This window comes from Hyphomonas sp., assembly GCF_965284475.1.
In the GTDB taxonomy this organism is placed as follows: Bacteria; Pseudomonadota; Alphaproteobacteria; order Caulobacterales; family Hyphomonadaceae; genus Hyphomonas.
The window spans coordinates 1,662,442-1,683,564 of sequence record NZ_OZ260087.1 but is presented as its reverse complement, the minus strand read 5'-3'; the positions used below and the strand labels follow the sequence as shown (position 1 = coordinate 1,683,564).

Sequence of the window (21,123 nt, the reverse complement as noted above, 5' to 3'; positions counted from 1 at the left end):
GGAAAAGCAAAACAGACACTGGGGGAAGACATGTTAAAACGCATCCTGACGGGCGCTGGCGCGCTCTTGCTTGTCCTGCTGGTCGTGGCCGGGACCATCCTGTGGGATCCGCTGCCTGCCAATCCTCCTGCCAGCGAACTGGCCGCCGCAGCTGCAGACTATGACGCTGAAGTGATCCGCGACGAATACGGCGTGCCGCATGTGCATGGCGCCCGCGACGCCGACGCCGCTTTCGGTCTGGCCTATGCGCATGCCGAAGATGATTTCGAGACCATCCAGGAGACTGTTGCGGCCGGCCGGGGCATCATGGCGGACTATCGCGGAAGGGATGCCGCGCCGCTCGACTATATCGTCGCCCTGCTCGGCGTGTGGGACACGGTGGACGCGCGTTACGAGACAGACGTGCCGGACGATGTGAAGGCCCTGGCCGATGCCTATGCCGCCGGACTGAACCTTTACGCCGCTGAGCACCCAAAGGCGACCTGGCGCGGCCTTGCACCCTTTACGAGCCGGGATGTGGTGGCCGGATTCGTGTTCAAGACGCCCTTCTTCTATGGTCTTGACGCAACCTTTCTTGAGCTGTTCGGCAAGGATTACACGCAGACCATCGCGCTCGATCCGGCCGACGGACGCAAGGCCTTCCTGATCGGCCCGAGGACCATGGCAGAGCGCGGCTCGAACGCGATTGCCGTCTCCGCCCGCCGCGCCGGGGATGACGTCACCCGCCTCGTCATCAACTCCCACCAGCCCCTGACAGGCCCTGTCGCCTGGTACGAGGCGCAGATCTCGTCCGATGAGGGCCTCGACATTACCGGCGGCCTGTTCCCCGGCACGCCGGTGATCCTTCACGGATTCAACCGGAATCTCGGCTGGGCCAATACAGTCAGCGCGCAGGACCTTGTTGACACCTATGTCCTGACGGTGAACCCGGACAATGCCAGCCAGTACAAGCTGGACGGCGCGTGGGTCGATTTCGACGAGACCGAGGCCACGCTGAACATCAGGCTGGCCGGGCCGTTTGCGCTGAAGGTCAGGCGCAAGGTCCTGCGCTCGGCCCATGGCCCGGTGATCAAGGCGGCCCACGGCACCTATGCGGTACGGTTTGCCGGCATGGGCGAGATCCGCCAGCTGGAACAGTATTACCGCCTGAACAAGGCTGAAGACATGGACGGTTTCATGACCGCCATGTCGCTGAACGCCCTGCCCAGCATCAATTACGTCTATGCCGACAGGGACGCGAATGTCGCCTTCATCCACAATGGGCAATATCCCGCCCGCCATGATTCCTGGGACTGGTCCGGCGACCTTCCGGGCGACCGGTCGGACCTGATCTGGCAGGGCTACCGTCCCTGGACCGATGTTCCGAAACTGGTCAATCCTGTCTCCGGCCTTGTCTACAACTCCAACAATACGCCTTACAGTGCCACTGACGGCCCGGACAATCTGCGATCGGAAGACTTTCCCCAGTCCATGGGCCTTCAGACCAACGAAACCAACCGCTCGCTGCGCATGATCGAACTGACCGACGGCACGTCCCCGATCAACGAGCCGGACCTTCTCGCACTGAAGTTCGACACGTCCTATGCTGAACAATCCGAAGCCGCCAATCTCGTAGCCCGCGTGCTGGCGATTGACTGGAGCCAGGAGCCGGAAATGGCCGAGGCTGCCAAACGCCTCGCCGCGTGGGACATGACCATGGATGCCGACAGCCGATATGCCGCGCTCGGCGGACTGACCGTATTGCGCGAAATCACCGAGAAATACACACACATGCCTGCCCCGGGGCCCGAAACGGCCTTCCGCGAGGCGGTTGAATGGCTGATGGTCCATCATGGCCGGATTGATCCGGAATGGGGCGAGGTCAACCGGCTCGTGCGCGGCCCGGTCAGCCTGCCGATCAGCGGCGGGCCCGACACGCTGCGCGCGGTCTATCCCGCGGGCATGGGCGATGATGGCGAGCTGCACATGACAGCCGGCGACACATGGATCGCCCTCGTCGAATGGGACCGGCAGGGCCACCAGGCGGCCCGCGTCATCAGTCCCTATGGCAGCGCCACGCTCGACAAGGCCTCACCCCACTATGCCGACCAGGCCCCCCTCTTTGCCGCCGAAGAATGGCGCTCCGCCCACCTCACGCGTGAAGATGCGCTGGCAAACGCGACGCGCGCCTATCGTCCGGGAAAAGACTGACCTGCCGGATCAGAACGCAGTCCTGATGGTGAGTCGCGCATTAAGCGGCGCCCCGGGGGAGATGTTATTGTCATTGTGCGCGGCGGCGTAATAATCCTCGTCCAGCAGGTTCTCGACATTCAGTTGCAGCGCCGTGCCATTGCGCAGCGTGTAGAAAATGCCTGCATCCACGCGGGTGAAATCCGGCACGGTGACCGCATTGCTGGCCGAAGCAAACTGCTCGTCCTGATAGGTCACGCCAAGGCCAAGTCCGAGCTGCGACGACACGTCATAGCGGTTCCACACCGAAAACATGTGGGTCGGCACCTGGCTGCGTGCTGAACCGTCCGCCAGCTCGGAATCAAGATAGCTGTAGCCGACATCCACACGCCAGCGATCACTGGCCTGCCCACCGAGCTGGAGTTCAAATCCCTCGGTTTGCGATGTGGTCACAAAGCTGTCTTCCCCGTCTGCCGTGCGCTCGGTCGTATCCCGGTCAAGCCGGAACAGCGCCGCTGTCAGGCTCAGTGAGGGATGAATGTCCCATTTGATCCCGATTTCCTGATTGTCGAATTCCTCCGGCTCAAGCTGCGAATTCGCATCCGTCAGGTCCAGGAACTGATCGCCCGAACGCGGAAGGAAGGATTTGCTGTAGCTGGCATAGGCGGAAACATTCTCCACCGGCTTGTAGATCATGCCAAGCCGCGGCGAGATCTCTTCATCGGTGCGGCTGAACCGGGCAGCATTGCGGATGTCATTCACGTCAATCCCGAACCGGTCGAACCGAACACCGGCGATCAGCTTGAAATACTGGCCAAGGTCAATCTGGTCCTGGGCATAAAAGGACAGGACCTGGACATCGGACTCGCGGTGGCGGACAGGCTGGGAAAACGCAAAATCCGGCAGAGTAAGCGGACGGCTCAGCGCAACAATCGTCTGGTCATCATTGGTGTCGGCAAACACATTGTCATTGCGTGAATTGGCCGATGCCTGGTCGGCATATTCGGCTCCGACCAGCAATGTGTGCGCCAGCCCTCCCATCGTAAATTCCGAAACCAGATTGGTCTGGAAAATAACGTTTTCACGCCCTGTCTTGTCCTGGTAGCCGTCAAGGGTCAGCGCATTCGCTCCCATGTCATAACTGGCGGCATAAATGTTCTGGTACACTTTGTCATAGTCGGCATATTGCAGCGTGGTATTGACCGACAGCGTATCGGAAAAGCGGTGATCCAGGCGGGCCCTGGCAATATTGGCCTGCAGGGTCGTCCTGTTCTGGTCCGCGCTACCAAAGAAGAATGTGTCATAGCCCTCAAGCGGCGCGCCCGATCCGTCTGATGGCACGCCGCGATCGACAACCCGGTCATCATCCACGAATTCATAGGACAGGAGCAGATGGGTATCCGGCGCCAGCTTTGCGGCGAATGTCGGATTGATGGCAAACCGGTCGCCGCCAAACTGGTCGCGGTGATTGTTCAGCGATTCAGCGAACGCATTGACCCGAAAAGCTGAGGTCTCGTTCAGGGCCGTATTATAATCAAGGCTGCCCGACATCTCACCAAACGTATCGGCACTGACAGACAGGCTGGCGCTGTCGCCATCAAAATCGGGGCGCTTGGTCACGCGGTTCACAACGCCGCCGCCACCGCCGCGGCCGAAGATCATGGCGTTCGATCCGCGCAGGATTTCGATCTGGTCAAGATTATACAGGGGGCGGAAATACTGCACATCGTCGCGCAGGCCATCGATAAAGAAGTCTGCCGTCGAATTCTGGCCCCGCAGAGTGATCTGGTCGCGGTGGCCTTCACCCTGCCCGACAGACGCGCCGGGCGTATAGCGCAGGACATCGCCGATATCGGTAAAGGCCTGTTCGGCGATCTGTTCGCGCGTAACCACTGACAGGCTCTGCGGCACATCAATGATCAGCGTCTGTGTTTTGGTGCCACTGAATTTCTCATTGGCAAGATAGGTGCCCAACACGGCAACCGCATCCATCACCCGGGTTTCATCAGCCTCAATGCCGCCATCGTCTGCCAGGGCAGGGGCGGCTGACAGAGCGGACAGAACCAGAGCACTGGCAGCAAAAAAACGCATGAGACAGACAACCTTGCAAGTGAGAATGAGTTACAGTTGCGCTCATGTCATGACTGAGAATTGTTTGCAAGTTTTGCTGAGAATGATTTGCAGAGATGTCGCAGGTCCCGGTCGCGCAGCCCGTTCAGTCTGCATTTGCGGCACGTCATTCCGGACATCGCCGGAAGTACGGCCTCGTGATCCCCGATACCTGAGCCGGTCCATCCCTTCGACATTCACGACGACACGACAAGCGCTCCGTCAGGTGCCGCTGGCGCAGCCGCTAAAGCAGCGCCGCGATCTCGGCGCGCAGTTCGGCAATGCCCCAACCCTTTTCGGACGAGGTGACGAGGACGAGCGGATGGGCTGCGCCATGCTTTTTCAGCCGCGCCTCGATATCGGCCTGCAGCGCATCGACCTCGCCCTTGTTGAGCTTGTCGACCTTGGTCAGCAGCACCTGGTAGGTCACCGCCGAACCGTCCAGCATGGCCATGACCTCTTCATCCGTATCCATCAGGCCGCGGCGCGCATCGACCAGGAGGAAGACGCGGCGCAGGCTCGGGCGGCCGCGCAGATAAGACCGTGTCAGCTTCATCCAGGCTTCGGCCTGCGTCCGGCTGACCTTGGCATAGCCAAAGCCCGGCAGGTCGACGAGATAGAGCTGGTCTTCACCGACCGTGAAATAGTTGAGTTCGCGCGTCCGGCCCGGCTCGGCCGATGAGCGCGCCAGCTTGTTGCGCCCGGTCAGCGCATTGATCAGGCTCGACTTGCCGACATTGGAACGCCCGGCAAAGCACACTTCGGTGCGGTCGGCTGGTGGCAGGCCCTTGAGATCGACCACGCCCATGATGAATTCGACCGGCCCGGCAAACAGGAGGCGCCCGGTTTCGATCTGGTCTTCACTCGGTGCCGGGCGCGTGTCCATCGGTCAGGTCTCCGGCTTGGATTCGCGACCCAGCAGGCGCGAGATCGTCTTGCCAAGTTCCGTATCGACCCCGTTGCGGCGCATGATGAAATATTGCTGCGCAAAGGACAGGATATTGCTCCACACCCAGTACAGGACGAGGCCGGCGGCGAAACCGCCGAACACGAAGGTGAAGACAATCGGCATGGCCTGGATCACCAGTTTCTGCGTCTTGTCGGTCGGCGCCGGGTTCAGGCTCTGCAGCGATGCCATGGTCAGGCCATAGAGCACCGGCAGGATCCCGACACCGATAATGATACCGATCACCGGAACGGCCTTCACGTCGGCCGCCGCCCAGGGCAGCAGGCCGAACAGGTTGCCAATCGCGGTCGGATCCGGCGCAGACAGGTCCCTCAGGAACAGGAAAGGCGTGTGGCGCATTTCCAGCGTCACATAGAGGGTCTTGTAGAGCGCGTAGAAGATCGGGATCGTGAACAGGATGGGGACACAGCCGCCAATCGGGTTGGCGCCTTCCTGCTTGTACAGCTTCATGATTTCCTGCTGCTTTCGCTGCGGGTCAGCCGCAAAGCGCTCGCTGAGCTCCTTCATCGGCTCCTGCAGCTTCTTCATCTTGGCCATCGACTTGTAGCTCTGGTTGAACAGCGGCACGAGCGGCAGCTTGATCAGCACGGTAAAGGCCAGGATCGCCCAGCCGAATGAGTTCAGCTTGCTGGCGAGATATTCGAGAACATAGAAAAATGGCTTGGTCAGGAAGAAGGCCCAGCCCCAGTCGATGGCATCAACCATGCGCGGGATGCCGTCCTCGTTCTGGTAGGCCTGCAGCACTTCAAAGCGCTTGGCGCCGGCAAAGATGCGGTTGCCGACTGTCTCGCTCGCGCCCGGTGCCAGAGTGATGGCTTCGCTTTCGGTGCGCACTTCCAGCGGCCCGCCGGCGGCAATACTCTTCTTGTTGACGATGCCGTTGAACGGGCGGTCCTGCTGCGGTATGAGCGATCCCATCCAGTATTTGTCGGTCAGGCCCCACCAGCCGCCCTCGGTGGAAGGGAATGTGCCTTCGCTGGTTTCGCCGTCAATATTTTTCAGGGCGAGCAGCGGCTTGTATTTCTTCATGCGCAGGTCGCCATCGACCACGCCCATCAGGCCCATATGCGCCAGGCCCCCTTCCCCGGCCGAGCCGGGGTCCGTCACTTCAAGGAAGCCCTTGTAATCGCCATGTCGCTCGACCGAGCCAATCGCCCGGACTGACCGCGCCGTGTCGCCGGTATTGGTCAGCGTGTCTTCGAACGAGAACATGTAATTGGCGTCGACGGAGATCCTGCGGTCAATCGTCAGGCCAGGCGTTTCAAGACGCAGCGTGATCGGCGTCGCTGTTGTCAGCTTGCCCAGTCCCACCTGCACCCAGGGGGAATTGCGACCCGCGACCAGCGAGGATCCGTCAGCCCAGTAGAACGTGGCGAAATAGCCGAACTCGGCATCTTCCGGACGGAACAGCCGCACTTCCTGGGTCTTCTCGACGGTCAGGTAGTGCTTGCGCAGGCTGAGGTCATCCAGGCGGGCGCCCGCAAGGCGGATCGATCCATCGACGGAATCGCCTTCAAACCTGACGCGGCCGGGGCCCGCAATCGCTTCTTCGACTGTCCTGGTCGCAGCAATCGCAGGAACGGTACTGAGCTCGGTCGCGCTCATGCCGTTCTGTTCGTCCGCCTTGATCGCGGCCTGCTGGGCTTCGAAGCGTTTTTGCGCAGGCTCCATGAAGACTTTCTGGTAGCCAAATACAAAGGCAACCATCAAAGCCATCGCGATCAGGAAATTGCGCTGGTCTTGCTTTTCCATCAATTTTTGTCCCGGAGGTTTCTGGGCGCCCACTCGCAGATCGAGGGGGCACGGTCAATTAGCGGCGAGGCTTATCAGCGCGCTTTCCATATCGTCAAGCAAACGCCGCCAGGCAATGTCAGCGGTGGCATCGCGGGCGATGAAGACATAGTCGGTTCCGGGGTGTCCAAGTCGCGGCAATAGCAGCCGGGCCGCTTCGCGGAGGCGGCGCTTGGCCCGGTTGCGCGTGACGGCATTGCCGACTTTTTTTGTCGCCGTGAACCCTTCGCCAATATGCGATCCGGGGGTATCGCCGGCGCGCTGCCTTGCCTGAACCACAAGCGATTTGCGCCGTTCGGCCCTGCCACCGCGCACAAAAAGGAATTGAGGCCGCTTCGCAAGGCGAACGACCTCAATCGGCTTGTCTGTATTGTCTTGCGCCATGGGCAGCTCCCGGCCTTTCAGGCTGGGCGGAGAACCTGTTCGCCTTAAGCGGACAGTTCCTTGCGGCCTTTTGCCCGGCGACGTGCCAGAACCTTGCGGCCATTCTTGGTCGCCATGCGAAGGCGGAAACCATGGGTACGCTTGCGGCGCAGGTTGCTCGGCTGGAATGTACGTTTCATGGGTCTGCTCTAAGGCTGAAATGTCTCGGAAAGAGGGGCCAATACAGGCGACGGGCACCAAGGTCAAGGCGGGGTGACACAGTCGAAGGCATCAGGGACGCATATTTCTGGCCTGTCCCGCCTCGCCGGCAAGCCATTGTCATGGGATACCTTTACATGATGGGGAAGTCTTGTTCATTGTAGTCCAGGGGTGGGCAGCAAGAATCGAAGGATGTTCATGCGTTTCCTCCGCCCGGCCCTGCTATGCCTGCTAGCCGCTGCTACGCCCGCCGCCCTGGCCCAGACCATCGATTATGACCGCCTCGACCAGCGCCTGACGCGCCTCTCGGCCCACGAAGACATTGTCGGCCTGTCCGTCGCAGTCATCGAGAATGGCGAAATCCGCTTTGCCAAAGGCTATGGCGTGACCGAGTTCGGCGGGCCGCCCGTGACCGACGAGACCGTGTTCCGCTGGGCCTCGCTCTCGAAAGGCGTCGCTGCCAGTCAGGTGGCCATCCTTGCCGGGGAAGCCCGGCTGAACCTTTCCGACACGGTATCGAAGTTCAAGACGTCGCTGCGCCTGCCTGGCGGGGGCGAAACGCAGGCGACACTGGAAGATGTGCTGTCCCACCGGCTGGGCATCGTGTCGAATGCCTATGATACGAGCCTGGAAGACGGCCGCGACCCGACCGAAATCCGCAACAGCCTGCGCGGCCTGAAATCCATCTGCGCGATCGGGGAGTGCCATACCTATCAGAATGTCGCATTCGACGCGGTGGCTGAAGTGGTCGAACAGGTGACCAACAGCAAATATGCCGACGCCGTGGATGCGTCGCTGTTCAAGCCGCTCGGCATGGTCACGGCCAGCATTGACAGGGCAGGCCTCGAAGCATCGCAATCCTGGGCACGGCCCCATGCCAAGCGCGCGAGGGATGCCGGTCCGCCCAAAGCCAAAATCGTCAATGACGACTATTATCGCGTGCCCGCAGCCGGCGGCGTGAACGGATCAATTCGTGATCTTGCGCTCTATGCCCGCGCACAAATGGGTCTGGTTCCGGACGTCCTGAGCGAGACCGCCCTGGAAATGATGCAAACGCCGCGGATCTACACGCGCCGCGAACAATCCGGCCTGAGCCGCCGCTACAGGGGCCACATGCGCGACGCGCGCTATGCCCTTGGCTGGCGGGTGTACAAATATGGCGACGCCGGCACGCGCGTGATCGGTCACCGCGGCGCCGTCGAAGGCTACAGATCGCTGATCCTGTTCGATCCGGAACGCGACACCGGCGTCGTGGCGCTGTGGAATTCCAGTTCGCGCCTGCCGGTGGGTATCGGGTTCGAGGTCATGGACATGGCCTATAATCTGCCGGCCCAAGACTGGATGGAAATCGACGCGGAATCGGCTGGCGGCGCGAAATAGCGCCCCCGGCGCGTCACGCGCCGCCTTCAGGCAGCATCTGTTCCAGCCACCATTGATTATATTGCCAGATCGCCTTCTCGAGCGGTGACAAACGGCCCTGAGCGGTCATCGGGGCGTTGAGGCCTTTCCAGACGGTGTCATTGGCGCCGATATCTTCCAGGTGGATGGCTGTGACCATCTGGCTGATTTCTTCAGCGATGAGATCAAAGCCTTCGAACGCCGTGTCGTCCGCCGGAACACAAATGTGAATCCTGAGCGTCAGCCTGTCTGCCGCTTCGGGAAACAGCTGGTACCAGGTCAGCACGCTGCCCTGGATGCCGAGCAGGAAATGCGGGTAAAGAACGCTGGCGAACAGGTCGCGCGCCTGCCAGTCCTCCAGTCCCTCGACCGGCGGCAAGCCGGGCGGCATATCGGAATGGGCCGCGGGCATGTGAAGAATGGACCAGGGGCCGTCATTGTCCGGTATGCGGGAATCGCGTGCATGATAGGCCGGTTCGAAAGTGTCCGGATGAACCGCGACATGGTGGTAGGCCTCCATGAAATTCTCGACCAGGACCTTCCAGTTCCACTGGCTGTCGAATTCAAGCGTGCGGACAACGGCCATTTCATTGAGCCTGAACGCCTCGAAATAGGCCGCGAACGTCGTGACTTGCGGCGCGAAGGGCGCGGCATTCGCATCGAAATTCGCCAGGATGAACCCCTGCCAGATTTCCATGCGAACCTGCGGCAGCCGGCACGCCGGTTCTGCAAAGGCCTCTGCGCCATCCATCAGCGGGGCCCGGATGAGCTGGCCTGACGTGTCATAGCTCCAGGCATGATAGGGACAGGTGAACAGTTTGCGGTTGCCAGAACCCTCTGCGACCTGCGCAGCACGGTGGAGGCAGGTACGCGACATGACCCGGATCTGGCCATCATGGCCGTGCACGATCATGATCGGCTGGCCCAGCAGGTCCATCGACAGATAATCCCCGCGCCTGGCGACCTGGTCGACGCGGGCGAGCGGCAGCCAGCTCTTGCGGAATATCGCTTCGGTCTCCCGGGCAAAGATGTCGTCGCGTGTATAGGCTGCGGGCGGCAGGGTGCTGGCCGTGGCCAGGGGCTGTCTCACCCGTGCGATCTCTTCGGCGTCCAGGCCGGGCAACTGATGTGTCATGATGATCCTCCCGCCTCAAACGTGACACATGCGTCAACTTTTGTCGACAAGGCTGAGGGGCACAGGAACGGCCACAGCCGCCCTCCCGATCACGCGTGTTTGATCGCGCGCGGCAGAAGCGTTACGGGCGCTGTCACCGCGGATGGATTATGTCTCGGCCACAGTCCGAGGACCTTTCGCCATGCAACTCTCCCGAGCCCTGCTCGCCGCCGCCCTGATGACCCTGCCGCTTGCCCTGCCGGCCGAGGCCCGGAATATCACGGCCAGCACAAGCGAGGACACCGATATGGCCAGGGCCCAGCACACCGAATGGACACGCCTGCTGGAGAAATACGTCCACGCCTCCGATGATGGCGTGAACCGGGTCGACTATGGCGCACTCAAATCCAATCCGGCCGACATGGCCGCCCTTGACGCCTACATTGCCGGATTTGCCGGCATGGACCTGTCCGGATCGGACAATGCTGCCTTCGCGGCGTGGGCAAACCTCTACAATGCCGTCACCGTCCGATACATTGCTCAGAAATACCCCATTGACTCAATCAGGGACGGACACATCTTCGGCGGGCCCTGGAAAAGGATCATCGTGACCGCAGGCGGGCGTGATGTGTCGCTCGATGATATCGAGCACAGGATCCTGCGGCCCACATTCAATGATCCGCGCGTGCATTACGCAATCAATTGTGCCGCGTTCAGCTGCCCGAACCTCATGCACAAGGCCTGGGAACCAGCGACGCTGGACAGGGATATTGACGCTGCCGCCCGTGCCTATGTCAACAATCCCCGCGGCGTAACCGTCACAGACCGCGGACTTGTCGTCTCCTCCATCTATGACTGGTTTCTCGCTGATTTCGGCGGTTCGAAACAATCCGTCATCGACCATTTGCTGAAATATGCCGATACTGGCCTTGCCTCGCAGATACGCGCCAAACCGAAGATCCGCTCCCACGATTATGACTGGTCACTCAATGACACCCAATAATACGCCCGCCCCCAAGCCAACCCCGCTCGCAATCCGACTCTGGCCGCTCTACGTGATCGGCGCCGGGCTTCTCGCGTCCTGGGCGTTCGGCCTGTTCGACTATTTCTCTCTTGAAACCCTGCGCACACAGCAGGATGCCCTGCGCGGCTTTGTCAGTGAACACCTGGTCCTGGCTGTAGGCGCCTATGTGCTGATCTATGCCGCCGCGACACTGTTCATGATCCCCGGCGCGCTCTGGATCACGATTGCAGGCGGCTTCCTGTTCGGACTGTATGGTGGCACACCTGCCACCGTGGCTGGCGCAACGCTGGGCGCAAGCCTGCTGTTCTTCGCGGCCCGCACATCAGTCGGCGCCGCCTTGCGCGAGCGGGCAGGGCCTTTTGTCAAGAAGATGGAGCGCGGCTTTCAGGAAGATGCGCTGTCCTACATGTTCGCCCTGCGCTTCCTGCCCATTGTGCCCTTCCCGGTTGCCAATATCGCGCCCGCCGTCCTCGGCGCGAAATACCGCGACTATGCCATCACCACCGCGCTCGGCATCATTCCCGGCGTCATCGCCTATACATGGATCGGGGCCGGCCTCGGCGCGACCTTCGCCGCCGGCGAGGACCCGAACATTGCGAACATCGCCAGGAACCTGGTGCCCGCTTTCGCCGCACTCGGCGTGGTGTCGCTGATCCCGGTCGCCTACAAGAAACTCTTCTCAAAAAAAGCTGCCAAGCTGGAAAGCGCAAGCTGATGCACGACACGAATCTCCCGGTCACGGATTACAAGGCAGACCTGGTTGTCATCGGCGCAGGATCCGGCGGCCTCTCCGCAGCGGCAGGCGCGGCCATGTTCGGCCTGAAGGTTGTCCTCTACGAAAAGCATGAAATGGGCGGTGACTGCCTCAACTATGGCTGCGTACCGTCCAAGGCCCTGCTCAGCGCAGCAAAGGCGGCCCAGTCTGCGCGAGACGCAGCCAGGTATGGCATCGCCGTCTCGGCGCCCACGACCGACTGGAACGCCGTGAAGGCGCATGTCCGCAAAGCCATTGAGACAATTGCCCCGGTCGACAGCCAGGAACGGTTTGAAGGCCTTGGTGTGACGGTTATCCGCGAGGCGGCGCGCTTCGCCGACCCGGACACGATCAGGTCCGCGACAAGTCGCACCCGTGCCCGGCGCATTGTCGTCGCCACAGGCTCGACCGCCTTCATCCCGCCCATCGAGGGTCTGGCGGAGGCGCCCTACCTGACCAATGAAACCATTTTCTCGATGCCGGATTTCCCGGAGCATCTGGTCATTCTCGGCGGCGGCCCCATCGGTATGGAAATGGCGCAGGCCTTTACCCGGCTTGGCGCGAAAACGACCGTGATTGAAATGGGCCGGGCGCTTGGCAAGTCAGATCCGGCCCATGCGGCCGTTGCAATCGGCGCCCTGCGCAAGGAAGGCGTCACCATCCTTGAAGGCCACAAGGCCGTGCGCGTGTCCACGGACGCCAAGCGGATCCAGGTCCACACTGAGCATGATGGCACATCGCCCGTGGTCGAAGGCAGTCACCTTCTGGTCGCCGTCGGCCGGCGCACCATGCTGGACGGGTTGAGCCTGGAGGCCGGAAAGGTCGATCATGACCGCAAGGGCGTCATTGTCGGCGACAATCTCCGCTCACGCAGCAATCCACGTGTCTGGGCACTGGGGGATGCGGCCGGGCGCGAACAGTTCACGCATATTGCCGGCTGGCACGCCTCCGTCTTCGCCCGCCGCGCCTTCTTCAAGCAGGGCACAAAGGCCGACAGCCTGCCCATCCCGTCGGTGACCTACACATCTCCGGAAGTCGCCCAGATCGGCATGACCGAAGCTGAAGCGCGCGAAAAGCATGGTGACGACATCGCCACTTCCTCATTCGCCTTCCACGAGAATGACCGGGCCATTGCCGAGGACAAGACTCTCGGCGAAGCCAAGCTGGTCATCCGCAAGGGCTCTCTTGTGGGCGCCTCGATTGTTGGCGAGGGCGCCGGTGAGATCCTGCAGGTCATCGGCGTGGCCATGTCGAACGGTCTGAAGGTGAAAGACCTCACCAATTTCATCTCACCCTATCCGACCCGCTCTGAAGTGGTGAAGCGGGCGGCATCCGCACACTTCACGGATACGCTGTTCAGCCCCTCTGCGAAGCGTCTTGTCGGCTTGCTCCAACGCATCCCGTAAGCTAGTTCACGCTGGGTGAACGACGACATCCGGACCGCCCCTTCACGCGACTTGCCCGCACCATCGTCCTCGCGCTGGTACGAAAGCCTGTCATTTCGCCTGTTTGTCCTGACTCTGGCGTCGATCCTGCTGGTTGAAGCGCTGATTTTCCTGCCCAGCGCCTCGGGCTTCCGCAATGCCTGGCTCCAGGAACGTGTCCAGGCCGCCCGTACCGCCGCCCTCGCCCTCGACGCCGCCCCGTCGCGCAACGTGTCCGACGAACTGTCAGACGATCTGCTGAGGAGCGCAGAAGTTCTGGCGGTGACGGAAATTGAGGACGACATGCGCTTCCAGCTCCTGTCAGCGCAGCAACCCATCACGGGCAATATGTACGGGCTCGACCTGCGGGAATCGACCATGGTCAGCCGGTCGTTTTCCGCGATGGGCGCCTTCTTCGCGCCGGATGACCGTGTTCTCGTCATTCTCGCGGATGGCTCTGCGCCTGGCCGGGTGATCGAAATTGTCGTGCCGCAGGCGCCTTTGAAGGCAGACATATCAGCCTATGCACGCCGCATTGCAGCACTGTCGCTCCTGATTGCCTTTGTCGCCGCCGGCATCATCTATGTCATGCTTCACTTGCTGGTCGTACGCCCGATGCGCCGCGTAACACTCAGCGCCGAACAGTTCCGCAATGATCCCGGCGCCTGGACCCGGCGCCTGACACCCACGCGCCGGCGCGACGAGATCGGCCGGGCCCAGAATGCCCTGGCCGAAATGGAAGAAACCGTCGCGTCCAGTTTCCGCAACCGGGCCCACCTTGCTGAGCTTGGTTCGGCTGTCGCCAAGATCAACCATGACCTGCGCAACTCGCTCGCATCGGCGCAGCTCGTCTCTGACGTGCTCGCGCGATCGGAGGACCCGCGAGTACAGAAAGCGGCCCCGCGCCTTGAACGTGCGCTCGAGCGCGCGATCAGCCTTGCCACGGATACGCTCGATTATGGCAAGGCCACCCCTCAAGCACCCCGCATCGAGCGCGTGTCCCTACATCCCATACTCGAAGAAGCGGCAGGCGAAGCCCTCGCGATCTATCCAGGGGTCGTTTGGGACAACAAGGTGCCGTCGGAACAGAAACTCGATGCGGACCCTGACCATTTGCACCGCATTGTCAGCAATCTTCTGCGTAACGCCGCAGAGGCGATGAGTGCACAGACCGACGGAAGCGCCCGAATCATTGTATCTGCTTCCGGCCACGGATTAGATGTAGCCGATACCGGCCCCGGACTGCCTGGCCCGGCGCAGGAGAACCTGTTCAAGCCCTTTGCCGGCAGCACACGCCGCAATGGCACCGGTCTTGGCCTGGTTATCGCGCGAGAACTCGCGCAGGGCATGGGCGGCGATCTTATCCTGGCCCGCACCGGACCGGACGGCACGGTTTTCCGTCTGACATTGCCGGGCCTGGGCGCGTGAATGCCTACGCCCCGCCGAAGGCCAAAGTCTGTTACGTCCATGTCGACGCAGACCTGATCGTCATCGATAAACCAGCCGAGCTGTTATCCGTGCCCGGACGGGGACCGGACAAGGCCGACTGCGCGCTTTCCCGGATCCGAACAGACTATCCCGAGGTATTGACCGTGCACAGGCTCGACATGTCGACCAGCGGTCTCCTCTTGTTCGCCCGCTCGAAGACGTCGCAAAAGCGACTGTCGGTCCAGTTCGAGAAAGGCGTGATCGGGAAAACCTATGTGGCAGATGTCTGGGGCCAGCCCACGCCCCCAACCGGGCAGATAGACCTGCCGCTTGGCCAGGACTGGCCCAACAGGCCGCGCCAGAAGGTTGACCATGCCGATGGCAAGCCCAGCCAGACCAGCTATGTCACCATTGGCACGCATGCGCAGGGCGTCCGCCTCGACCTGACGCCGCTTACAGGGCGCACGCACCAGCTGAGGCTGCATCTTGCGACCATCGGGCACCCAATTCTTGGCGACGATCTCTATGCCCATCCCGAGGCCCTGGCCGCCGCGCCCCGGCTGCACCTTCACGCGACGCGGCTGGAACTGATCCAGCCGGCCAGCAATGAGCGAATGACATTCGAGAGCCCCTGCCCCTTCTGAGCCAGGGCCAGTATTGACTTGGTGAAAGGCTCGATATATCGTTTTTCGATATTGAGGAGCCCGCCAATGCACGCCGAAATCGTTCGCCTGTCCCTCCATCATGTCGACATCAAGATCGTGAATGCCGATCGCATGCATGTCCTGCAATGGCGCCGCAACCTGCTCTGGGACGAGGTTCTGCTCGACGGTGCACGCCAGGCCGCCAGCCGTGGTCTGTGGGGCCGCGAAAATGTCTACGGGCTGGTCTTCGGACGCGACCTGGAGGGCAAGGGCGGCCAGCAGGTCATGCTCATCCTCGACACGCGCAGCCATAATGACTGGCAAAACAGCAATGTGCATGTCAGGGGTGTCCGTCTTGAAGGCAAGGACGGACCGCTCGTCTCATTCGGTACACTCGATCCGAAATCACTCGAGAAACCTGCAACTTTTGCAGACTGGATGAAAATGACGATGGGCATGGACTGGGGCATGGATTCAAGCCGCCCCCACTGAATTCAGCTTTCGGGAACGAGGCGCACTTCAGTCCTGCGATTGATCGGTACTGCGCCTTCATCCGTCACGGCGCCTTTTTCACCAGACGCCACGAGATGAACACGCTCAGCATCGACGCCGCGTGTCCTGAGCGCCGCCAGAACGGCCTCGGCCCGCGCAGCTGATATCGCCTGGTTCGTGACCGCATCGCCGCTCGCATCGGCATGGCCTTCAATTTCCATCTTGTAGAGGTCACAGCGCGCAAACGTGTCCGAGACGGCATCAACAACAGCGTCGGACTCATCCGACAGCTCGCTCGCGCCTTCATCGAAATAGATCGCGAAGGTTTCCAAGGAGCAGTCGGGCGCCGCCGCGACAGCCTCAGGCCCTGCCGGCGCGACTGGCGGCGCAGGGTTTGACACGCAGGCGACCATCAAAAGTGGCGCGAACAGCAAGTATTGGTTTTTCATGAGACCCTCCAGAGGCATTGACCAATCCCCTACGGACGGAATGGTTCCCCGTCAAAGCCGTTTCTTCGTTCGGCCCTCATGCGGGCGGGCCGCCGCAGGCGCCTCCGGCCAGTCATGCCTCGGATAGCGCCCGCGCATGTCCTTTGCCATGTCGTGATAGCCATTGTCCCAGAAGCGCGGCAGGTCCTGCGTGGTCGCCGCCGGCTTCATGCCCGGCGACAGGAGTTCAACGGTCACCGGCACACGGCCCGAGGCAATCGCTGGATGGCTGCTGAGCCCGTAAAAGGCCTGCGCCCGCGCTGAAACGAGCGGCGCGCGCGGATCAATGTAATCGACCGACGTCGCCTGCCCCGATGGCAACGTCAGCGACAGGGGCGCATGCAGGCGCAAGGCGTCCTGAACGGGCCAGTCCAGTGACGAGATCAGCGCGTCCCGCACGTGGCCATCGCTCGGCACGCGCGCGCCCTGCTGCTTCAGCAATGGCATCAGCCATTCCTCTGCACGTTCGCGCAACTGCACCTTTGTCGTGCCGGAGGACTCGATCAGTCTTGCCCGTTCAAGCACGGCCAGCCGCCCCAGCGTCTCGTCAACAACACGCTCGGCACCAATCGCGTCGAGCCCCTCAGCCAATACCGCATCCAGCATCGCCTTCGCCGCAACGCCCGGCGGGGGCCTGGGAAGGGGTGCCTCGGACAGCACGATCGCGCCCATCGCGCGGACCCGGCGCGCCGTGAAGCGCGCTGTCCTGGGATCAAACTCGGCGCGGTCCTCAGTCTGGACACCGCCCAGCACGAGTGCATCGGCCTCGCTCAGCGGTGCGGCCAGCGTGATCCGCGCCTGCCCGCTGGCACCGCCTAGATCAGCGACGACCAGCCAGTCCGATTTCGCCAGCCCGTCCGTCTCGGCAAGCATGGCCGCCCGGCCGGAGGCGAGGAGGTAGACACCGGCGCTGCCCGGGCGGGCCCGCGCGATCTGGTCCGGCCAGGCGCTTGCCATCAGGCGCGCCAAATCACCCTGCGGCGCAGCGCCCCTGCCCCAGGTCCTGGCTTGCTGCTGCAATGTGCGGGCGCGCGGCGAGCGATCCGTGCGGAACCGCGCCAGTCTGTCCCGGATGTCTGCCGAATTGCCGCCAATGCCGCGCTCCCCAGCCAGCGCCGCAATCTCAGCCGCCAGCGCACGTTCGCCCGGCGTCCGGGCGCTCGCGACCAGGGCTGCGAGGCGCGGTGCGAGTGGCAGGCGCGCCATTTCGACGCCGAGCGGCGTCAGGCCGCCGCTTTCATCAAGTGCGCCGAGCTGGCGCAGGATGGCGGTTGCCGCCTTCAGCTTCCCGGCAGGTGGGGCATCCAGCCAGGTCAGGTTGCCGGCATCCCGTTCGCCCCATTCGGCCAGCGCAAGAACCAGCCCCGACAGGTCGCTACTGAGGATTTCCGGCTGCGGGGCCGCAACCAGGCCCCGTGTTGCCGCCTCGTCCCACAGCCGATAGCAGACGCCCGGCGCCGTGCGCCCTGCCCTGCCCCGCCTCTGGTCCACCGACGCGCGCGATGCCTTGACCGTCGTCAGGCGCTGGCCAAGGCCGCCCGCGTCATCCTGGGCAACACGCGCAAGGCCGCTATCGATCACGATCGTTACGCCCTCGATTGTCAGCGCGCTCTCGGCAATGTCGGTGGCGAGCACGATCTTGCGTGTGCCCGGCGCTGGCGGTGAGACCGCCGCGTCCTGTTCGGCAGGTGACAAGGCCCCGAACAGGGGCGCAACCGTGCATCCATCCGGCAGCTCCTCGAGCCGCTCTGCGACGCGGGAAATTTCGCGCGCACCCGGCAGGAAAGCGAGAATGGACCCGTCTTCTTCGCGCAGTGCCCGCCGGACTGCGGCGGCCATCCTGTCCTCAATCCGATCAGCCGATCGCCCGAGATAGCGGGTTTCCACATTGAACTGTCGCCCGGCGCTTTCAATCACGGGCGCGTCAATCGCCCCGGCCACGCGCGCCGTGTCCAGCGTCGCCGACATGATCAGCAGGCGCAGGTCCGGGTTCAGCACGCCCTGCGCTTCCAGCGCCAGGGCGAGACCAAGATCGGCATTCAGGCGCCGCTCGTGGAATTCGTCAAAGATCACCGCGCCGACACCTGTCATCTCCGGGTCCGACAGGATGCGACGCGTGAACAAGCCGTCGGTAATCACTTCAATTCGCGTTGCGCCAGACACTTTGCGGTCAATGCGCGTTGTCAGACCAATTGTCTGGCCAAGCGGTTCGCCGAGACTTTTTGCCATCCGCATCGCGGCCATGCGGGCCGCCACCCGCCGCGGTTCCAGCAACAGGATGCGGCCCTGCATGCTTGCGGCCTGATCCAGGAGCCCCGCCAACGCCAGGGGGACACGTGTGGTTTTGCCTGCCCCCGGCGGCGCCGCCAGCACCAGCCGACGGCCATCGCGCAGGGCCGCGCAGACCTCGGCCAGCACGTCATCAATCGGAAGGGGGACACTGCCTGCACGCATCGTGGGCAGACATAGAGTGCCAGGGCCAGGAGACGCAATGCCTGCGCTCCGCGCGGCGCATCGCGCTCAAGGGGTTTTCATCCCCACCAAGCCGCCCTACCGTCACTTCTTCAGGCTGAGCAGGAGTAATGTATGGGCTGGTGGTTTCGGATAGATCTGTGGAAGCGCGTGATGGTCGGCCTTGTGCTTGGCGCACTCACGGGCCTCATCCTGCGGCAGATCATGGGCGCAGAGGCGGCAGGTGCCAATGTCACGGCCTGGGCAAAGCCGATTGGCGACGCTTTCATCAACCTGATCAAGATGCTGGTTGTCCCGCTGATCTTCACGACACTTGTCTCTGGCGTTCTGGCCATGGGCGACCCGAAAAAGCTGGGCAGCCTCGGTGGCCGGGCTCTGGGCCTTTATATGTGCACAACCCTGATCGCTGTCTCGTTCGGCCTGCTGATCGGCAGCCTCATCCAGCCGGGCGCCGGTTTCGATACGAATACGGTCAACACGGCCGATATGGAAAGCGCCCGCGCCCAGCTGGCTGCCAACCCGCAGCCGGGCAGTGTCGCTGAACAATTGATGCACACATTGCTGTCGATCATACCGACCAATCCCGTTGCTTCCATGGCGAATGGCGATGTTCTGCCGATCATCTTCTTCGCCATCATGTTCGCCATCGGCATCCTGATGTCCGGCGACGCCGGCAAGCCGCTGGCGTCGGTGATGAACAGCGCGGCCGAGGCGATGATGAAGCTGACGCTGATCGTGATGGAAACAGCACCGCTCGGCGTGTTCGCCCTTATGGCCTGGGTCATGGGCGACCGCGGCCTGACGATCCTCGCCGTACTCGGAAAGATGACCGCCGCACTCTATATCGCCTGCGGCCTGCACATCCTGTTCACTTACGGCGCGATGATAAAGTTCGTTTTACGCTTGCCTCTGTTTGCCTTCTTCCGCGGCGCGGTCGATGCGCAGGCTGTTGCCTTCTCGACGTCATCCTCGAACGCCACCCTGCCGATGACGATGTCCTGTGCCAGGGAAAACCTTGGTATCGGCAAGCCGATTGCCTCCTCGGTCCTGCCACTCGGCGCCACGATCAACATGGATGGCACGGCTCTTTACCAGGGTCTGATCGCCCTGTTTGCAGCACAGGCACTTGGCCTGCCGATGACGGCCAGCATGTATTTCACCATCGCGATCATGGCGACGCTTGTGTCCATCGGCACGGCGGGCATTCCGTCCGTCAGCCTGTTTCTCGCGGCCACGACGCTCAGTGTGGTCGGCGTATCCCCGGACCAGACCGTCCTGATCATCGCGCTTCTGTTCCCGTTCGACCGCATACTGGACATGATGCGTACCGTCACCAACGTGACCGGCGACCTCGCCGTAGCAACGGCGGTGGCAAAGTGGGAAGGCGAACTCGATGAGGACGTCTTCCGGGCGCGCGACCCGGTCTAGGGACCGGCCTCCGCCGCTGGGATGACATGCCGGCGGGCTCATGCACAGAACCAATGAAACCATATAATCACGCCCGAGCAAGACATCTGACCGCAGGCGCAGTCTGTCTGCTTGTCTTCACGCTCCTGACGCTCGGCGTGGCCGGCGTCTGGAATGCTAACCCGTTCGATGCCGCAACTGCCCGTCAGGTTTCGCGCTGGCGTGAACCTGTACTGACAGACGTGATGCTCGTCATCACGTCACTGGGTGACAGCGCCTACCTGATCTTCATCGGCCTCCTGATCGTGGCGACATACGCAGCCCGGCGCGCCTGGGGAGCGGTGGCGGCGACGGTGACAGCCTTCCTGCTCCTGCCCCTCGTCGTCAGTACAATCAAGGCCACCCTCGCGCGTGTCCGCCCCACGGCAGAGCTTTATTCGGGCGCGGATGCCTTCAGCTTCCCGAGCGGCCATGCAGCGAACGCCGCTCTCATCTATGGAACGATGATACTGATGGCATTCACCTCGCTGAAGGGCGCGGCGAAATGGGTTGCAACCACCGCGCTGGTCCTTCTTATTGTCCTGATCGCGTTCTCGCGCATCTATATTGGGGCGCACTGGCCAAGTGATGCGCTGGCCGGGCTGGCCCTGGGCGCAGGCGTGCTTACCGTGCTCTCCTGGGCGCTGAGCCGCACGCCCCCCATGCCTTCCCCAGGTCGCACCACCCCCCTCCTGCTGGCCTGCTTCACCCTTACCGCCCCCCTCTACGCATGGTACGCCCTGCCCTTTGCGCGCACATTCTACACGGCGCTGACCTAGACCAGGACAACGATGCTCACCCGCCGGAAAGTCGTTTCCCTC

The 21,123-nt window shown here is 62.5% G+C and carries 18 protein-coding genes; 10 read left to right on the top strand and 8 right to left on the bottom strand.

What is annotated here, in order from left to right:
- Positions 1 to 30: 30 nt before the first annotated feature.
- The gene (locus ACQ66M_RS08095; protein WP_430403062.1) at positions 31 to 2,190 is read left to right on the top strand and encodes a penicillin acylase family protein; all 2,160 of its coding nucleotides are present in this window, start codon (positions 31 to 33) and stop codon (positions 2,188 to 2,190) included.
- Between the two features lie 9 nt (positions 2,191 to 2,199).
- On the opposite strand, the gene ACQ66M_RS08090 is transcribed toward ACQ66M_RS08095, so the two are convergent.
- The 5 genes from ACQ66M_RS08090 to rpmH all read right to left on the bottom strand — a co-directional run bounded on the left by ACQ66M_RS08090 (position 2,200) and on the right by rpmH (position 7,599).
- A complete protein-coding gene (locus ACQ66M_RS08090; protein ID WP_430403060.1) occupies positions 2,200 to 4,260 on the bottom strand; it encodes a TonB-dependent receptor in 2,061 nt (686 codons plus the stop codon).
- Positions 4,261 to 4,522: 262 nt separating this feature from the next.
- Positions 4,523 to 5,164, bottom strand: a complete 642-nt coding sequence (gene yihA, locus ACQ66M_RS08085) for a ribosome biogenesis GTP-binding protein YihA/YsxC (protein WP_350173470.1) — start codon at positions 5,162 to 5,164, stop codon at positions 4,523 to 4,525.
- A gap of 3 nt (positions 5,165 to 5,167) precedes the next feature.
- Positions 5,168 to 6,997: a membrane protein insertase YidC gene (gene yidC, locus ACQ66M_RS08080; protein ID WP_430403058.1), complete on the bottom strand. Its 1,830-nt coding sequence runs from the start codon at positions 6,995 to 6,997 to the stop codon at positions 5,168 to 5,170.
- Positions 6,998 to 7,051: 54 nt separating this feature from the next.
- Positions 7,052 to 7,420, bottom strand: a complete 369-nt coding sequence (gene rnpA, locus ACQ66M_RS08075) for a ribonuclease P protein component (protein WP_350173466.1) — start codon at positions 7,418 to 7,420, stop codon at positions 7,052 to 7,054.
- Positions 7,421 to 7,464: 44 nt separating this feature from the next.
- Positions 7,465 to 7,599 (bottom strand): 50S ribosomal protein L34, encoded by a 135-nt coding sequence (gene rpmH / locus ACQ66M_RS08070; protein WP_034738102.1) that lies wholly within the window; start codon positions 7,597 to 7,599, stop codon positions 7,465 to 7,467.
- Positions 7,600 to 7,816: 217 nt separating this feature from the next.
- On the opposite strand from rpmH, the gene ACQ66M_RS08065 reads away from it, so the two are divergent.
- On the top strand, positions 7,817 to 8,998 hold the full coding sequence (locus ACQ66M_RS08065) for a serine hydrolase domain-containing protein (RefSeq protein WP_430403056.1): 1,182 nt from the start codon (positions 7,817 to 7,819) through the stop codon (positions 8,996 to 8,998).
- 13 nt (positions 8,999 to 9,011) lie between these two features.
- Here the strand turns inward: ACQ66M_RS08065 and ACQ66M_RS08060 are convergent, their stop codons facing one another.
- A complete protein-coding gene (locus ACQ66M_RS08060) occupies positions 9,012 to 10,151 on the bottom strand; it encodes an aromatic ring-hydroxylating oxygenase subunit alpha (RefSeq protein ID WP_430403054.1) in 1,140 nt (379 codons plus the stop codon).
- 181 nt (positions 10,152 to 10,332) lie between these two features.
- Between ACQ66M_RS08060 and ACQ66M_RS08055 the strand changes: the two genes are divergently transcribed.
- From ACQ66M_RS08055 to ACQ66M_RS08030, 6 genes are all read left to right on the top strand, one after another.
- Entirely contained in the window at positions 10,333 to 11,133 is an 801-nt protein-coding gene (locus ACQ66M_RS08055) for a DUF547 domain-containing protein (RefSeq protein ID WP_430403052.1), read from the top strand.
- Positions 11,120 to 11,869, top strand: coding sequence for a TVP38/TMEM64 family protein (locus tag ACQ66M_RS08050; protein ID WP_430403050.1), 750 nt, complete (start codon positions 11,120 to 11,122; stop codon positions 11,867 to 11,869). The genes ACQ66M_RS08055 and ACQ66M_RS08050 overlap by 14 nt, the downstream gene beginning before the upstream one ends.
- A complete protein-coding gene (locus ACQ66M_RS08045; RefSeq protein ID WP_350173456.1) occupies positions 11,869 to 13,314 on the top strand; it encodes a dihydrolipoyl dehydrogenase family protein in 1,446 nt (481 codons plus the stop codon). Before ACQ66M_RS08050 ends, ACQ66M_RS08045 begins: the two co-directional genes overlap by 1 nt.
- A 15-nt stretch (positions 13,315 to 13,329) precedes the next feature.
- Positions 13,330 to 14,760, top strand: coding sequence for a sensor histidine kinase (locus tag ACQ66M_RS08040; RefSeq protein ID WP_430403048.1), 1,431 nt, complete (start codon positions 13,330 to 13,332; stop codon positions 14,758 to 14,760).
- A complete protein-coding gene (locus tag ACQ66M_RS08035) occupies positions 14,757 to 15,404 on the top strand; it encodes a pseudouridine synthase (protein ID WP_430403046.1) in 648 nt (215 codons plus the stop codon). Before ACQ66M_RS08040 ends, ACQ66M_RS08035 begins: the two co-directional genes overlap by 4 nt.
- A 66-nt stretch (positions 15,405 to 15,470) precedes the next feature.
- A complete protein-coding gene (locus tag ACQ66M_RS08030; protein ID WP_430403044.1) occupies positions 15,471 to 15,896 on the top strand; it encodes a hypothetical protein in 426 nt (141 codons plus the stop codon).
- A gap of 2 nt (positions 15,897 to 15,898) precedes the next feature.
- Here the strand turns inward: ACQ66M_RS08030 and ACQ66M_RS08025 are convergent, their stop codons facing one another.
- Positions 15,899 to 16,345, bottom strand: a complete 447-nt coding sequence (locus tag ACQ66M_RS08025; protein ID WP_430403042.1) for an OmpA family protein — start codon at positions 16,343 to 16,345, stop codon at positions 15,899 to 15,901.
- A gap of 51 nt (positions 16,346 to 16,396) precedes the next feature.
- A complete protein-coding gene (hrpB, locus tag ACQ66M_RS08020; RefSeq protein WP_430403040.1) occupies positions 16,397 to 18,838 on the bottom strand; it encodes an ATP-dependent helicase HrpB in 2,442 nt (813 codons plus the stop codon).
- A gap of 132 nt (positions 18,839 to 18,970) precedes the next feature.
- Here hrpB and ACQ66M_RS08015 point away from each other — a divergent pair, with 132 nt between their 5' ends.
- Positions 18,971 to 20,284: a dicarboxylate/amino acid:cation symporter gene (locus tag ACQ66M_RS08015; RefSeq protein ID WP_350173444.1), complete on the top strand. Its 1,314-nt coding sequence runs from the start codon at positions 18,971 to 18,973 to the stop codon at positions 20,282 to 20,284.
- A gap of 53 nt (positions 20,285 to 20,337) precedes the next feature.
- Positions 20,338 to 21,081 carry a phosphatase PAP2 family protein gene (locus tag ACQ66M_RS08010; RefSeq protein ID WP_430403038.1) on the top strand — a complete coding sequence of 248 codons (744 nt, stop codon included), beginning with the start codon at positions 20,338 to 20,340 and terminating at the stop codon, positions 21,079 to 21,081.
- Positions 21,082 to 21,123: the final 42 nt, after the last annotated feature.

Coding starts and splice junctions, on each gene's coding strand:
- rnpA (WP_350173466.1), bottom strand. CDS start 7,420: ATGGCGCAAGACAATACAGACAAGCCGATTGAGGTCGTTCGCCTTGCG.
- ACQ66M_RS08050 (WP_430403050.1), top strand. CDS start 11,120: ATGACACCCAATAATACGCCCGCCCCCAAGCCAACCCCGCTCGCAATC.
- yihA (WP_350173470.1), bottom strand. CDS start 5,164: ATGGACACGCGCCCGGCACCGAGTGAAGACCAGATCGAAACCGGGCGC.
- yidC (WP_430403058.1), bottom strand. CDS start 6,997: ATGGAAAAGCAAGACCAGCGCAATTTCCTGATCGCGATGGCTTTGATG.
- ACQ66M_RS08010 (WP_430403038.1), top strand. CDS start 20,338: ATGAAACCATATAATCACGCCCGAGCAAGACATCTGACCGCAGGCGCA.
- ACQ66M_RS08055 (WP_430403052.1), top strand. CDS start 10,333: ATGCAACTCTCCCGAGCCCTGCTCGCCGCCGCCCTGATGACCCTGCCG.
- ACQ66M_RS08060 (WP_430403054.1), bottom strand. CDS start 10,151: ATGACACATCAGTTGCCCGGCCTGGACGCCGAAGAGATCGCACGGGTG.
- ACQ66M_RS08045 (WP_350173456.1), top strand. CDS start 11,869: ATGCACGACACGAATCTCCCGGTCACGGATTACAAGGCAGACCTGGTT.
- ACQ66M_RS08030 (WP_430403044.1), top strand. CDS start 15,471: ATGCACGCCGAAATCGTTCGCCTGTCCCTCCATCATGTCGACATCAAG.
- ACQ66M_RS08065 (WP_430403056.1), top strand. CDS start 7,817: ATGCGTTTCCTCCGCCCGGCCCTGCTATGCCTGCTAGCCGCTGCTACG.
- ACQ66M_RS08015 (WP_350173444.1), top strand. CDS start 18,971: ATGGGCTGGTGGTTTCGGATAGATCTGTGGAAGCGCGTGATGGTCGGC.
- ACQ66M_RS08090 (WP_430403060.1), bottom strand. CDS start 4,260: ATGCGTTTTTTTGCTGCCAGTGCTCTGGTTCTGTCCGCTCTGTCAGCC.
- ACQ66M_RS08025 (WP_430403042.1), bottom strand. CDS start 16,345: ATGAAAAACCAATACTTGCTGTTCGCGCCACTTTTGATGGTCGCCTGC.
- ACQ66M_RS08095 (WP_430403062.1), top strand. CDS start 31: ATGTTAAAACGCATCCTGACGGGCGCTGGCGCGCTCTTGCTTGTCCTG.
- hrpB (WP_430403040.1), bottom strand. CDS start 18,838: ATGCGTGCAGGCAGTGTCCCCCTTCCGATTGATGACGTGCTGGCCGAG.
- rpmH (WP_034738102.1), bottom strand. CDS start 7,599: ATGAAACGTACATTCCAGCCGAGCAACCTGCGCCGCAAGCGTACCCAT.